This is a genomic window from Halopelagius inordinatus (genome assembly GCF_900113245.1).
Taxonomy (GTDB): Archaea; Halobacteriota; Halobacteria; order Halobacteriales; family Haloferacaceae; genus Halopelagius; species Halopelagius inordinatus.
Genome location: NZ_FOOQ01000002.1, coordinates 689,988 through 703,846 on the forward strand (window position 1 = coordinate 689,988; position 13,859 = coordinate 703,846).

Sequence of the window (13,859 nt, forward strand, 5' to 3'; positions counted from 1 at the left end):
CGTCGTCAGTTCTCGTCGCTCTCGAAGTCGATGGCGACGGAGTTGATGCAGTAGCGTTTCCCGGTGGGGTCCGGGCCGTCGTCGAAGACGTGTCCGAGGTGGCCGCCGCAGTTCTTACAGAGCACCTCGATGCGGCGCATCCCGTGGCGGGTGTCCGTCTCCGTCTCGACGTTGTCGTCGTTCGCGGCGAAGAAGGCAGGCCACCCGCATCCGGAGTCGTACTTCGTCTCGGAGTCGAACAGTTCCGCGCCGCACCCCGCACAGAGATACTGGCCGTCCTCGGAGCGGTCCAGATGCTCGCCGCTGAACCGAGGTTCGGTCCCGCGTTCTCGCAGAATCTCGTACTCTTCGTCGCTCAGTCGTTCGCGCCACTGGTCTTCGCTGTTCGGCACGTCGTCTGTCTCCGTCGCGCGTTCGCTCATACACGTGGTACGCGCCGCGGACGGAAAACGGCTTTCCGCGCCTACTCGTCGCGCCGGAGACGCGACGGGAGACGGAGCATCTCCAGTTCGTCGACGTCGAGTTCGAGCATCGACGCCCGCGTCACCGCCTTCGGGACGTCCGCCGGCGTCTGGTCGACGTCCAAGTTCGGCGGCGCCTTCGGCGTCCCGTCCTCGTCGACGAGAGCGTCCCACATCTCCGCGTCCGTGTCGAAGTCGCCGCGGACGTCTTGGACCTGCCTGCGGCCTTCGTTGTACGCCAAATCGAGGACGCTCCGCTGGTAGGCGGTGCTCGTGAGACGCCGGATGCGCGTCCGTTCGTCGGGGAACTCGTGGCCGAGTTCGCTGGCGATACCGAGCGCGTACATCCGTCTGAGAGCGTCCTCCGCTTCGAGAGTCTGCCAATCGGTGTCGAAGACCTGGTCGTACATGGGCCTACAGGTCCACGCGCTTTGTCGGGTCGACCACCAACCCCTCGTCGGAGAATTCGAGAGAGCGGATGTCGCAGTCGATATCGGTCCCGCGCATCTTCACGACCTGTATCCCGCGCGTCATCCCCGTCGCTTCGAGGTAGTTGTGGAAGAAGACGACGCCGTGTGCGAGGTAGTGTTCGTCCGAGTACGAACTCGGGTCGGTCATCTCCGAGATGAGAAGCGTCGTCGCCTCCCCTTGTTTCAACGCCGTGAGGAACCTCGTCATCTCCTCGTCGCCGTCGGCGAAAAAGAGCCGAAGCAGCATCGTCGAATCGACGACGAGGCGGTCGACCTGCCGTGAGTTGACGAACGCCACGATCTTGTCGGTGAGACTCTGGACGCTCGAAGGGTTGTTCCCCTGCGAGAACTGGTTCAGCAGGTGCTTTCCCTTCTGGCTCACGAGATTGATGAACCGGAACTGCTCGGAGGACGTGAGCGTCTCGAAGCCGAAGTCGTACCCCGACATGTCGTTTACCAGTTCCTCTTGCGTCTCGTGCATCGTAATGTACATGCAGTTTTCGCCGTTACGAAGCCCCTCGGCGATGAACTGCGCCGTGAACGTGGTCTTTCCACTTCCCGGCGGACCTGACAACACGTAGAGTCGTTGGGGGAGGAACCCACCTTCGATGAGGTGGTCGAACCCGCTAACCCCACTCGGAATCCGCATAGAGATATTCTCCGAAGACTGGGTTATAACGATTCCGGGGACGGCGAGGCGAACCCGTCACTCGGGGTACAGTTCGACCTCGCGTTCGACGGCGTCGATGCGCGCTACGTCCGCCTCGTCGAGAGCGAGACCGGTCGCCGCATCGAGGTTCGCGCGGAGGTGCGGCGTCGAACTCGACTTCGGAACGACCGCCATCCCCTTGGCTCGGAGCCACGCCAGACTGACCGCCTGCGGCGTCGTCCCGTGTTTCTCCGCCACCGCGACGACGTCGTCTACCTCCGTCACCTTCCCGCCCGCCATCGGCGAGTACGCCACCGGGACGGTTCCGTGTTCCCGCGCGTCTTCGAGGAGTTCGGGCCGAGAGAAAAGCGGGTGGTACTCCGTCTGGTGGGCCGCGATGGGCGCGTCGAGGTGGGCGCGCGCCGTCGCCAACTCCGCCACCTCGAAGTTGCTCACGCCGACGTGGCGAATCAGGCCCTCGTCGCGGAGGCGGTCGAACGCCGAGAGCGTCTCCGCGGGGTCGTACGCGTCGATGGGGCGGTGGACGTACAGCAGGTCGAGGTAGTCCACGCCGAGTCTGTCCATGCTCTCGCGCGTGCTCTCGATGACGTCGTCGTACGCGAGGTTGTCCGCCCACACCTTCGTCGCGAGGAACACGTCTTCGCGCGGAACGTCGGAGACGGCTATCGCGTCGCCGACGACGGACTCGTTGCCGTAAATCTGTGCGGTGTCCACGTGTCGATAGCCCATCTCCACGGCCGCCGTCACCGCCTCGGCGTCCGACGGCGTGTCGAGACCCATCGTTCCCAGTCCGACCGCGGGGACGTTCGCGTCTCCGAGCGTCCGAATCTCCGGTTCGTCGTCCATACCCGTTGCGCGGACCGCAGGGGTTTCAGCTGTGGGGTTCGCGCCCGAACCGTAATGCGGGACGGGACCGTAGACCGGTCTATGAGACGTCCGAGCGAACGGCACGACCGCGAGCAGCCGAATCGGGAGTCGAGAGTCGAGCCGAGAGACTGCGAGGGGCGGGCGTGACGAGACGCGTCGGAGTCGTCGGCGCGGGAGTGGCGGGGGTCGGTGCCGCGCACGCACTGGCCGACGCGGACGCCGAGGTGACGATTCTGGAGAAAAGCGGCGGCGTCGGCGGGCGGGCCGCGACGCGGCGACGACACGACTGCCACTACGACCACGGCGCGAACTACGTGAAGAACGTGGACGAACGGACCGAATCGCTCATCTCTGACCTCGGGGCGGACGGCTTGACGACTATCGAGGAACCGGTGTGGACGTTCGACGCCGCGGGCGAACTCTCAGAGAGCGACCGCGCGGAGAACGAGTCCCGAAAGTGGACGTGGACCGAGGGAATCACGCAACTGGCGAAACGCCTTCTCGACCGGACGGACGCCGACCTCCACCTGCGAACGCGAATCGAGACAGTCGCACAGGAGGACGGCGCGTGGACGCTCTCGGAGAGCGACGGCGAGGAGTTCGGCCCGTTCGACGACGTCCTCCTGACGCCGCCCGCGCCGCAGACGGCAGCGCTCCTCGATATGACCCGCTGGGACGACGACCGGTTGGACGAGGTCAGACGCGCCGTCGGTGCCGTGCCGTATCGGACCATCAGAACCGTCGTCCTCCACTACCCGTTCGCAGAGGAGTATCCGTGGTACGGCCTCGTGAACGCCGACAAGGAACACGAGATAGGGTGGCTCTCCCGCGAGGAGTGCAAAGACGGCCACGTCCCCGACGGCGAGAGCCTCCTCGTCGCGCAGATGAGTCCCGAGTGGTCCGCCGAACGGTACGCCGAACCCCTCGACGAAGTCGGTCCCGCCGCGGCCGGACTCGTGGCCGAACTCCTCGGCGAGGACCGGTACCGCGCGCCGGACTGGACGGACGACCAAGGCTGGCGACTCGCGCTTCCCGACGAGGGCGTCGACGAAGCGGTACTCCGTTCGACGGCGGACGCCGGGCTTCACTTCGCGGGCGATTGGGTCGTCGGCGAGGGACGCGTGCAACGCGCCCTCTGGAACGGGTACGACGCGGGCGAGCGAATCGCGGACCGCGACTGAGCGTTACTCGGCCGTCTCGGGTTCGGCGGTCCGTTCGACCGCGTCTCTGACCTCCGACGCCAACTCGTCGAAGTCGGGGTTGTCGCCCTCGCGGACCCACCGGTACGTCACGGTTCCCTCCGAGTCGAGCACGAAGACGCTCCGTTGTGCGGCCTCGAACAGGTCGTACATGTCGTCGAGGACCACGTCGTACGCGCGGATGACCTCGTGGTCCCAGTCCGAGAGCATCGGGAACTGGAGGTCGTTCTCCATCATCCAGACGTTCTGTGCGGGCGGGAGATCGACGCTCACCCCGTACACGTCGGCGTCGAGTCCGTCGAACTCGTCCATCCGGTCGCGGAACGTGCACATCTCCTCCGTGCATCCGCTGGTGAACGCCGCGGGGTAGAACGCGAGGACGACCGGTCCGTTCCCCAACGCGTCCGAGAGGGTGAACTCGTCGATGTCGTTGTACGCGTCGCCGCCTGCTTTCGGCACCGTAAAGTCCGGTGCGCTGTCGCCTTCGCGAACCATATCTCTCCCTGTGCGCCCGGACACATGAGCGTTGGCCGTCTCCGGGCCACCCGCGTCACGACTCGTGAATCTTCTCTCCGCGGTGGAGGCGCGAGGCGATAGTGAACGTCTGTTCGCGTTCCCGTCTGGTCGGAAAGTGCGCGGCGAGATACCGCGCGACGGCGACGCAGAGCGTCCGCACCTCCTCGGGGTCGTCTCGGAGTTCGGCCTGCCCGAATCCGGCTTCGAGCGACTGAAACGCGTGGAACCCGGCGTCCTCTCGAAGAAGCCCCCGCCCGAGTCGTTCGCGGAGTCGCGCGGGGTCGCCGCCGCGGTCCAGAAAGTGCGCGGCGTGCCGTCCGGCGGCGTTCACTTCGCCCTCCACGTCGAAAGCGGAGAGAAGTTCGTCGAGGTGCGTCTCGGAGTCTCCGTCGCCCTCCGGCATCTCCGGCAGCGGTGCGGGTGGGGTGTTCAGGAACCGGTCGAGGTAGACGTTCGTTGCCGCGTCGAACACGCCGCGGTAGAGTTCTCGCGCCCCCGTTCGCCGCGCCAGTCGGTGGAGCGCGTTGGCGTAGGTGAACGTGTGGTGGACGGTGTTCCAGTCGCTGAACTCGTTGACCGTCGCGAACCGGGCGACTCGCGTCCCCGCGGCGTACGCGACTTCGCCCGCGAGTTCGTCCACCGTCGCGCCGTCGGCTATCGCCGACGTGAGCGCCGAGAAGACGGTCTCTGGGTCGTCAGCGCGGAGCGTCTCGGCGAACCCCTCGGGGGCGGACCACGTCTTCGACTCGCCCGCCGCGACGAGTTCGTCCAGTTCGGCGAACGTCGCTTCGAGCATCGACGCGAGGTTCACGGGTTGCCGCCACGACGACCGTTCCTCGGCGCGGTCGGCCGTCGCGAGGCCGCGGACCAGACTCGGGAGGACCGCCTCCGCGCGGTCCCAGCCGACGGTATCGAGCGCTTCGCACGCCTTGTTGACGAAATCGAGCGTGTGACCGGCGTTCAGGTAGCGGTGGTCCGTCGCCGCCGCGGCCAGCATCTCGGCCAGTCGGGCGTCAGAGCAGTCGTTCGCTATCGCCGTCCGGAGGACGCGTTCGGCCCCGTCGGCGTCTCGAACCTCGACGTTCTCGCGGAACCACGACTTCAACCGGTCGTACGAGACGTCGCGCGCGCCGAACGCCTCCTGGTCGAAGCGCGGCGGTTCGCCCGCGCAGTCGTCGGCGACTCGGACGAGGCCCTGATACAGCGCGCGTCTCCGGTCCTCCGCGCGGAGGTCAGAGAGGACGTTCGCCATCGCCGTCAGGACGGTCACGCCCGGACCCCACCCCGCCTCTCTGTAGCGCGCGCCGAACGCGATTCCCGTCTCGACTACCTCCGCGGGCGGGACGCCCGCGTCTTCGAGGCCGATGACCGACTTGGCGACGACGAGTGCGAGGTTCCGTTCGAGTCCGTCCTCCAGTCGCCCGGCCCAGTGGTCCGCGGGCGGTTCGTCCGGGGCGGGACGCGGACCGACGTAGACGTCGCCGTCGCGCACCTCGGTGGGGTACGTCTGCACGTCGTCCGCCCACGGGTCGAAGGTGTCGCCACAGGAGAGTTCGAACCGGGCGTGGTGCCAGTGACACGTGAGGACGCCCTCGTCCACGCTCCCCTCCGCCAGCGGAAATCCCATGTGCGGGCACCGGTTGTCCGTCGCGAACACCTCGCCCTCGTGGTAGAAGACGGCAAGCGGCGTCCCCGGACGACTGACGACTCTCCGACCGTCCTCCCGTAGGTCGTCGAGAGCGCACGCGTACACGAACTCGTCCCGCGGTTCGGAAGCCATGGTATCATACACCACGGCTCGGACCGTAAACGTTCGCCGAATCGAATATAAGTAATAAGTTCGACATCTATCGAACGGACGCCGCGCGGACGGACCTAACTGTGGCGAGAGAGCCCCGAGAGCGGGTTAATCTGCTATTTACCCGGTTGGTCTGGCGTGCGCAGCGCTGACACTCGTCTGCCGATAGCTTTTACTTGAGGAGAGCGAACGGTACCCCGTGTCTGCCCTCACCGTCCGAATCGACCCACACGTTCACTCGGAGGCGTCGTACGACGGCTCCGACCCGGTGGAGTTGATTCTCGAGCAGGCGGCCGAAATCGGGCTCGACGCCGTCGTCATCACGGACCACGACGTCATCCACGAGTCGGTTCGGGCCGCGGAACTCGCGCCGATGTACGGGCTCGTCGGTATCCCCGGGGTGGAGGTATCGACGGCGGACGGTCACCTTCTCGCCCTCGGCGTCGAGTCGATGCCGCCGCGGGGCGAACCGCTCGGCGAGACGGTCGAGTGGATTCGCGACCACGGCGGCGTCGCCATCGTTCCGCATCCGTTCCAGCGGAGTCGCCACGGCGTCCGCAAGAGCCAACTGACGGACGCCGACGCCATCGAAGTCTACAACTCGTGGCTGTTCACCGGCTGGAAGAACCGCCGCGCGCGTCGCTTCGCGCGCGAGTACGGCTACCCCGGCGTCGCGGGGAGCGACGCGCACAAGGTCGGATACGTCGGCCGCGCGTACACCGAGATAGACGTGCCCGACGTGACCCGCGCGACACTCACCGCGCGCGACGTTCTCGACGCCATCTACCACGGGACGACGCGCGTCGAAGGACGTCGAACGCCGATTCCGACGAGCACTCGCCACTACGGCGGCGCGGCCGCCCGAAAGAGCGGCTACTACGCGAAGGTCGGTGCGATAAAGAGCGGGTCGCTCGCGAAGGCGAGCGTCGTGCAAGCGGCGCGGACGATAGCGCGCGCCGGGCCGTTCTCGCGGTGACGCGCCGTATTCGGCTCCCTCGCGGGATGCCGTTCACTCCGCCGACGGCCGAGTCGCGAAGGGAGACCAGAACTCGTCTCTCGTCCTCGCCAGCGAGAAGAACTCCACGGGGTCGAGGGGTTTCGTGAGGTACGCGTTCGCACCGCGGTCGTACGCCTTTTCGACGTCGTCGTGATCGGTCGAACTCGACGGGACGGGTATCCTCCGGAGCGTCGGTTTCGAGTTCGTCGAGCAGTTCTCCGCCGTCCGAACAGGAGGTCGGAAGCGTCCTCTCCCTCTCGGGCGACACGGACGCGGAACTCCGTTTCGCACTCGCCGAACGCGACTTGCACGAGACGGCAGTCCCCCGGATTGGCCTCGACCGACAGAATCGTGGGGTTCTCGCTCGTCTGCGGGTCCGACTCAGACGACCTCTGTCGCGTCCTCGTCGGGAACGGTGAACGAGAACGTCGACCCCTCGTCGGGTTCGGACTCCGCCCAGATTCGGCCGCGGTGGATGGTGACGATCCGGTGACAGATGGCGAGGCCGATGCCCGACCCCTCGTACTCGTCGGGCGTGTGCAGGCGCGTGAACACGTCGAATATCTCTTCCGTCCTCTCGGGACTGATACCGATTCCGTCGTCCGTGACGGAGAACACCCACTCGCCGTCGCCGCGTTTCGCGCCGACGTGGATTCGCGGGGGGTCGTCGCCGGCGTACGTGATGGCGTTGTCGAGCAGATTCTGAAATAGCTGCACCAGTTGCGTCCCGTCGCCTCTGACCGCCGGCAGTTCGTCCGACGTGATCACGGCACCGCTCTCTTCGACGGCGACTTCGAGGTTCGCCACCGCCTCGTCGAGGGCGGCGACACAGTCGACCTGCTCGAACTTCTCGGGGGTTCGGTCGAGGCGAGAGTACGCCAAAAGCCCGTCTATCATCTCGCGCATCCGGTCGGCGCCGTCGACGGCGAAGTCGATGTACTCTCGGGCGTCAGAGTCGAGGGCGTCGGCGTAGCGGTGTTCCAGCAGTTGGAGGTAGCTCGATATCATCCGCAACGGCTCTTGGAGGTCGTGAGAGGCGGCGTGTGCGAACCGCTTCAACTCGGCGTTGGACCGTTCGAGTCGCGCCACGGTCTCTTCGAGTTCCGCGGTGCGCTCCTCTAACTCGGTCTTCGTGTCGGTTTGCTCCACCAGCGTGTTCAGTAATCGCGTGACCTCGCGTTCCGACTTGTCGGGGCCGAAGAACTCGCTGGGAGGCGTGTAGTAGACGTTGTGACTGACCCTGTTGTCGTGGACGAGGAGAGGGTGGGTGCTGATGACGTCCCGGATGACATCCGACGGGAAGCGCGTTCGGTTGTACTGACAGAGTGCGACGCCGTCGGCCTCGTCGAAGAGGTAGTTGGCCTTGGCCTCACACTTGACGAGTTCCGCGCCCTCCGGGTCCTCCTGCAGGACACTACTCATCTCTCCGGTCACGCGCAACGCCTCGTACTGCTCGCTGGCCTCCTCGATGGCGGAATCGAGGAACGAAATCGTGTCGTCGGCGTCGAACGTCGCGTTCCGGAGGTAGGTCTCTCGCTCGGTGTGAACGGAGAGTGCGCCCGAATCGAGGGCGGCGTCCACGTCGATTCCACCCTCGCGCATCGCTTCGAGTACGTCCTCTCGGGAGTTCTCGTAGGCGATGTACAGGCAGCGTTCGCCCCGTTCGAGTCCCTGACGCACGAACGGAACGACGGCGGCGAACTGCTCTTCTCGGTTCTCGTAGACGAGCGCGAAGTGGTCGTTCGCGTGGGAGTGGTCGGGAGCGCGGACCGGTCCGCGAAACTCCGGACTCTGGCGTAACGTGTCGAGTGCACACTCGGCGGTTTCGTCTCGGTGAGTACTCGACTCAGTCTGGCTCACAGCGGTTTCTCGCTCGCGGGGTAGTTAAGGGTACAGATAACCCACCGACCCGGAACTCACCCGCCTCGTTCGGCCGATCCGACCAACGCCTCGTACCGCGCGCCGGTCTGTTTCAGCGTCGCCGTCGAGTAGAGGCGTTCGTGGTCGAACGGGAGGTGGTCCGCCGCGAGTTCGTCTATCTTCTCGTCCACCGCGTCGGCCTCGCGCCCGTGAATCATCGTAAACAGGTTGTAGTTCCAGTCGAGTTCCTCTCTGCGTGGTCGGTGATAACAGAGCGTCACGAACGGGAGGCGGCCGACGGCCTCGCCGCGCGCGTCGAGTTCGTCGTCGGGCACGTCCCAGACGACCATGCAGTTCGAGTCGAACCCGGTGACGACGTGGTTGACGACGCAGCCGATTCGCTTGATACAGCCGTCGTCGCGGAGTCGGCCGACGGCGGCGACGACGTCCTCCGTGTCGGCGCCGACTGCCGCCGCGACGTCCGCGTACGGCGTCTCAGAGAGCGGAAAGCCGTCCTGAATCTCGACGAGGAGGTCGGCTTCGAGCGTCGAGAGGTCGCCGGTCGCCTCCTCTGAGATGCGCGTCGCCGAGACGTCCGTCGCGTCGAGACTCTCGCGGGCGAAGCGGTCCTCGTTCACCACGGGAAACTCCAGGTCGATGTAGTAGTCCGTGAGCATCGGGAGCGTCAGCACCGTACACCCGGTTTTCGCCTCGATTTCGGCGAGAATCTCGTCGCGGCGTTCGCGCGAGGCGGCGGTGACGACGAACCACATGTTCCACTCGTGGTCCCGGCGGTAGTTGTGGTTCACCTGCCGGTAGCCGTTTATCACCTCGGCCACCTCGTCGAACCGCGATTCGGGGGCGCTGACGGCCGCGAGCGTCGAGCTTCCGATGACGGGCGGGTTCAACACCGCGCCGAATCGCCGGAACACCTTCTTCTCGCGCAGTCGCCGCACGCGTTCGACCGCTTCGGACTCTTCGATGCCCAGTTCCCCGGCCACCGCGCGGAACGGTCGCGGTTCGACGGGGAATCCGCTCTGGTACTCGTCGATGAGGGCGGCATCCACGTCGTCCAGTTCCGCACGCCAATCACCCTCCAGTGCGCTCATTACGTAGCGGTAGGTGCGAGCGAACCTACCGGTTTCGGATTCCCGACGGCGCGCCGGAGGACGGCGTTGCCCGTCCGGGTCGTCCGCGGGGGGTGCGAGAGTGGTGCGACCGGCGGACTCCGGACGGCGAACGGACTACTTTTGTCGGACGCACGCCAACGTGACAGCATGGCTCAAGCGTCCGAAACGTCCGAGTTCGGGGAGTGGCCGCTGAAGCGCCTCATGACCGAAGTGGTCGGCTCCGGTACCAAGTCCGCGGAGGACATGACGCGCGAACAGGCGCAGGATGCGATTCGCCGCATCTTCGCGGGCGAACCCGACCCGACCACCCTCGGCGCCTTCTGGCTCGCGAACCGCTGGAAACACAACAACGCCGAGGAACTCGCCGCGTACACCGACGTGATGTGCGAACACGTCGAGTACGCCGAACCCGACGCAGACCCCGTCGATTGCGGCGCGAACTACGACGGGAAGGGGAAGACGGCGATTCTCGGCGCGGCGGCGGGCATCGTCGCCGCCGCCGCGGGGACGCCCGTCGTCGTCCACTCGGGCGACCGAGTGCCGACGCAGAAACAGGACGCCTACAAGCAGGTGTTGGACGAACTCGGCGTCCGGACGGAACTCGAACCGCGCGAGAGCGCCGACATGGTTGACGACACCGGCTTCGGCTTCTACTACCAGCCGAACTTCAACCCGGTCGTCCACGACCTATGGGACCGCCGCGACCAGATGGGCGTCCGCACGTTCGTAAACACGGTCGAGACCATCGCGAACCCCGCCAACGCCGACGTGCACCTCGGGTCGTTCTACCACCTCGCGTTCGCGAAGAAGATGATAGACACCTTCGAGCAGTCAGAACACCACGACCTGCGGCGCGTCCTCATGTTCCAGGGGATGGAGGGCTACGACGACATCCGGCCCGGCTACACGAAGGTGGCGGAGTGGACGCAGACCGACGAGGGAAGCGAGTTCGACGACTTCGAGATAGAGACGGCGGAGTACGGGATGGACTTCGAGTACGACGACTTGGGCGTAGACGAGAGCGACGTGGCGGGCGACTCCGCGGAGATAACGGAGTCTGTCCTCGCGGGCGAACGCGACGACCGGTTCGCCGACGCCGTCGCACTCAACGCGGCGCTCCGAATCTACGCCCGCGAGGACGCAGACAGCATCGACGAGGGACTGAAAGCGGCCCGCGACGCGATAGAGAGCGGCGACGCCGAAGCGGTCCTCGAGGACCTGCGCGCGTTCTGAGGCGGGCGTCGACCCGCCGGGCCTTCTTCACTCCACGCCGTCGCGTAACGGAAGCGCGACGCCGACGAGGGTCTCTCCGGCGGTGACCGTCGCCTCGCGCGCGATGGAGTAGACGAACCCCGCGCGGTCGGCGGTCACCTCCTGAAGCACCTCGTAGGTCGTCGGGTCGTAGACGCGTCCGAGGTGGTCGCCCTCGGCGACGGTTTCGCCCAGGGCGGTGTCGGGTCCGGGGTGGAACAGTCCGGAGTCGGCGGCGGTGACGCGCCCGAGGTGGTTCCGCGCCGTCGTCAGGTTCGAGGGTATCTCCGGCTCTCCAGAGAGCATGTCGAGTTCCTTCATGACGTTCTGCACGCCGCGGACGCCGGTTTCTATCGCGGGTTCGACGAGTTGCTTGTTGTGGGCCAACTCGGGCGTGAGAGAGGGGATACCCTCGCGGGTGGCCGCGACGCGGAGTTTGCCGCCGAAGTTCCGCTCCGTCCACTCCGTGTCCGCCTCGTCGCCCGCCGCTTCCGCGAGGAGCAGGTCCGACCCGAACGCCGCCGCGAGACGCCGCGATTCGTCGTCTCCCTTCAGGTAGACGGTGTGCGTGAGCATGTCCGGACTGCCGGTGTGGAGGTCGATGATCGCGTCCGCTTCGCCCGCGTACTCCCAGAGGGCCGCCGCCATCCGTTCGTGGATCGACCCCTCGTCGTCGCCCGGCCAGACGCGGTTCATGTTCGAGTTGACGGCGTCTATCTCCTCGGACGTGGTGTAGGAGACGCGGTCGAACGTGAGAGGGTCGGCCACGGGAACGGTCACGAGAGTTCCGGAGACGGCCTCGTGGTCGAGTCGTTCGTGGACGCGGCGGAGGACTTCCGTCCCGTTGACCTCGCGCCCGTGTTGGGCCGCCTGTACGTACAGCGTCGGACCGCCGCCGGGCGCGGCCTGGCCCGTCGAGCCCTGTTCTGCGGCGTCGCCGTACGTGTGGACGGTGGTACGGACGGGAACGCCGGACGGAAGGCGTGCGAGGGTGAGCGTCTCGGCCGTGTGCATACCCGCACCTGGGGCGGGTGCGTCTTGTATCATGTGGGGGCGACCCGCGAAGGCACGGTTTTTGTACCCGACGACCTACCATCCGCTATGGTAGACGAATCCGCGATGGACGACCCCGAGAATCCGGTCGCGACGCTTCACACGAACCGAGGCGACATCGTCGTCGAACTGTTCGAGCAACGCGCCCCGCGAACCGTCGAGAACTTCGTCGGCCTCGCGACGGGCGACAAAGAGTGGAGCGACCCCGAGTCGGGCGAGACGCGGACGGATTCGCTGTACGACGGCACGGTCTTTCACCGCATCATCGACGGCTTCATGATTCAGGGCGGCGACCCCGAGGGAACCGGTCGCGGCGGCCCGGGCTACACGTTCGACGACGAGTTCCACGACGACCTGAACCACGACAGCGCGGGGAAACTGTCGATGGCCAACCGCGGCCCCAACACGAACGGGTCGCAGTTCTTCATCACCCTTGACGCCCAACCCCACCTCGACGGCAAGCACGCCGTCTTCGGAGAGGTTCGCGAGGGGATGGACGTCGTCGAAGAGATAGGCAACCTCCCGACGGACCGAAACGACGAACCGATGAAGGACGTCGTCCTCGAATCGGTCGAAATCGACGAGTAAGCGCCTTTCCGGCCTGTTTTTCTTCGAGACCGCTCGCGACCCGAGAGCCGACGGTCCGACTCTCTCGGAGCGCCGACAACCGACAGCGCAAAGTCCGGTGCCCCGCTAGGCGCACCCGATGAGCGAGTCCGAGGAATCAGACGGGGGGCCGGTCCGCGCGAGCGATATCGGAAGCGACGAGGACGCGCCGCCGATAGCGGAGAAGCCGTACAAGATAATCTTCGAGGCGAACAAATGCTTCGCTGCGGGGCGGTGCGCCGAAGTCGCAGACAACTGGGAGATGGACCTCGCGACGAACCTCGCCAAGCCGAAGTCGTACTTCGTCGGCGAGGACGAACTGGAGGAGAACATCCGGGCGGCGGAAATCTGCCCCGCGAAGAAGGGACGGGGAGTCATCCACGTCGTGGACCGCCGGACGGACGAGGAGATAGCGCCCGACCCGAACGGCGACGGAACGCTCAGCGTGGACTGGTAATCGGTCCGCGGCGCGGCGTCTCCGAAGAGAGAAACGAAACCATCTTTGGGGCGTCTCCGAAAGAGGATGACGCGCGGGGGTGGCTGAGCCAGGCCAAAAGCGGCGGACTTAAGATCCGCTCCCGTAGGGGTTCGCGAGTTCGAATCTCGTCCCCCGCATTCTCCGAGCCGTGAGTTCTCTGCGGAGTTCCGCGACCGACGTCACCGAACCGGGGGAGAATCGGTCGGCGACGGAGGCGGCGTTCGCAACGACTGAGAAACACGCACGGAGCCTGAACCGGCCCTAACTTATTCGTGGCTGCCTAATTAGATGTAATTACGCAATGAGCCAACGACCGCCCGCGGGGCCGACCCGATACGACTACCAACTCGGCGCGATGGGGATGAGTCTCGCAAGCGGCGGCGTGGTCGGTCTCCTCTCTTCGATTCCGCTGTACGTCGCCGGGAGTCTCGGCGCGTTGGTGGCGGCGGTCGTCGTCGTCGTCGGGACGGCCACCGAACTCGCCTGAGAGCCGCCCCGATTAT

The 13,859-nt window shown here is 66.2% G+C and carries 15 protein-coding genes and 1 tRNA gene; 7 read left to right on the forward strand and 9 right to left on the reverse strand.

Going from position 1 to position 13,859, the window contains the following annotated elements; translation table 11 throughout:
* Positions 1-5: 5 nt before the first annotated feature.
* From msrB to BM167_RS11360, 4 genes are read right to left on the reverse strand one after another with little or no spacing between them, the layout of a single operon-like run.
* A complete protein-coding gene (gene msrB / locus BM167_RS11345) occupies positions 6-422 on the reverse strand; it encodes a peptide-methionine (R)-S-oxide reductase MsrB (RefSeq protein WP_092892527.1) in 417 nt (138 codons plus the stop codon).
* A 41-nt stretch (positions 423-463) separates the two neighbouring features.
* The gene (locus BM167_RS11350; RefSeq protein ID WP_092892529.1) at positions 464-871 is read right to left on the reverse strand and encodes a DUF8057 family protein; all 408 of its coding nucleotides are present in this window, start codon (positions 869-871) and stop codon (positions 464-466) included.
* A gap of 4 nt (positions 872-875) precedes the next feature.
* On the reverse strand, positions 876-1,580 hold the full coding sequence (locus BM167_RS11355) for an RAD55 family ATPase (RefSeq protein WP_092892531.1): 705 nt from the start codon (positions 1,578-1,580) through the stop codon (positions 876-878).
* A 57-nt stretch (positions 1,581-1,637) separates the two neighbouring features.
* Positions 1,638-2,447 (reverse strand): aldo/keto reductase, encoded by an 810-nt coding sequence (locus tag BM167_RS11360; protein ID WP_092892533.1) that lies wholly within the window; start codon positions 2,445-2,447, stop codon positions 1,638-1,640.
* Positions 2,448-2,611: 164 nt separating this feature from the next.
* Here BM167_RS11360 and BM167_RS11365 point away from each other — a divergent pair, with 164 nt between their 5' ends.
* The gene (locus BM167_RS11365) at positions 2,612-3,649 is read left to right on the forward strand and encodes an NAD(P)/FAD-dependent oxidoreductase (RefSeq protein WP_092892535.1); all 1,038 of its coding nucleotides are present in this window, start codon (positions 2,612-2,614) and stop codon (positions 3,647-3,649) included.
* A 3-nt stretch (positions 3,650-3,652) separates the two neighbouring features.
* Here the strand turns inward: BM167_RS11365 and BM167_RS11370 are convergent, their stop codons facing one another.
* Positions 3,653-4,162 carry a redoxin domain-containing protein gene (locus BM167_RS11370; RefSeq protein WP_092892537.1) on the reverse strand — a complete coding sequence of 170 codons (510 nt, stop codon included), beginning with the start codon at positions 4,160-4,162 and terminating at the stop codon, positions 3,653-3,655.
* A gap of 55 nt (positions 4,163-4,217) precedes the next feature.
* Entirely contained in the window at positions 4,218-5,963 is a 1,746-nt protein-coding gene (locus tag BM167_RS11375) for a Rieske (2Fe-2S) protein (protein WP_092892539.1), read from the reverse strand.
* 217 nt (positions 5,964-6,180) lie between these two features.
* On the opposite strand from BM167_RS11375, the gene BM167_RS11380 reads away from it, so the two are divergent.
* Positions 6,181-6,957 carry a CehA/McbA family metallohydrolase gene (locus BM167_RS11380; RefSeq protein ID WP_092892541.1) on the forward strand — a complete coding sequence of 259 codons (777 nt, stop codon included), beginning with the start codon at positions 6,181-6,183 and terminating at the stop codon, positions 6,955-6,957.
* 402 nt (positions 6,958-7,359) lie between these two features.
* On the opposite strand, the gene BM167_RS11390 is transcribed toward BM167_RS11380, so the two are convergent.
* A complete protein-coding gene (locus BM167_RS11390) occupies positions 7,360-8,838 on the reverse strand; it encodes a sensor histidine kinase (RefSeq protein WP_092892545.1) in 1,479 nt (492 codons plus the stop codon).
* 56 nt (positions 8,839-8,894) lie between these two features.
* A complete protein-coding gene (gene ahbB, locus BM167_RS11395) occupies positions 8,895-9,947 on the reverse strand; it encodes a siroheme decarboxylase subunit beta (protein WP_092892547.1) in 1,053 nt (350 codons plus the stop codon).
* 168 nt (positions 9,948-10,115) lie between these two features.
* On the opposite strand from ahbB, the gene BM167_RS11400 reads away from it, so the two are divergent.
* Positions 10,116-11,201 (forward strand): anthranilate phosphoribosyltransferase, encoded by a 1,086-nt coding sequence (locus BM167_RS11400; RefSeq protein WP_092892549.1) that lies wholly within the window; start codon positions 10,116-10,118, stop codon positions 11,199-11,201.
* Positions 11,202-11,228: 27 nt separating this feature from the next.
* Here BM167_RS11400 and BM167_RS11405 read toward each other — a convergent pair whose 3' ends face one another.
* Complete coding sequence (locus tag BM167_RS11405) at positions 11,229-12,233, reverse strand: succinylglutamate desuccinylase/aspartoacylase family protein (RefSeq protein ID WP_092892551.1); 1,005 nt, start codon at positions 12,231-12,233, stop codon at positions 11,229-11,231.
* Between the two features lie 87 nt (positions 12,234-12,320).
* On the opposite strand from BM167_RS11405, the gene BM167_RS11410 reads away from it, so the two are divergent.
* From BM167_RS11410 to BM167_RS11425, 4 genes are all read left to right on the forward strand, one after another.
* A complete protein-coding gene (locus tag BM167_RS11410; RefSeq protein WP_394327239.1) occupies positions 12,321-12,860 on the forward strand; it encodes a peptidylprolyl isomerase in 540 nt (179 codons plus the stop codon).
* 118 nt (positions 12,861-12,978) lie between these two features.
* Positions 12,979-13,335, forward strand: a complete 357-nt coding sequence (locus BM167_RS11415) for a ferredoxin (RefSeq protein ID WP_092892553.1) — start codon at positions 12,979-12,981, stop codon at positions 13,333-13,335.
* Positions 13,336-13,408: 73 nt separating this feature from the next.
* A tRNA-Leu gene (locus tag BM167_RS11420) sits at positions 13,409-13,493 on the forward strand.
* Positions 13,494-13,657: 164 nt separating this feature from the next.
* Entirely contained in the window at positions 13,658-13,843 is a 186-nt protein-coding gene (locus tag BM167_RS11425) for a DUF8015 family protein (RefSeq protein WP_092892555.1), read from the forward strand.
* Positions 13,844-13,859 lie beyond the last annotated feature (16 nt).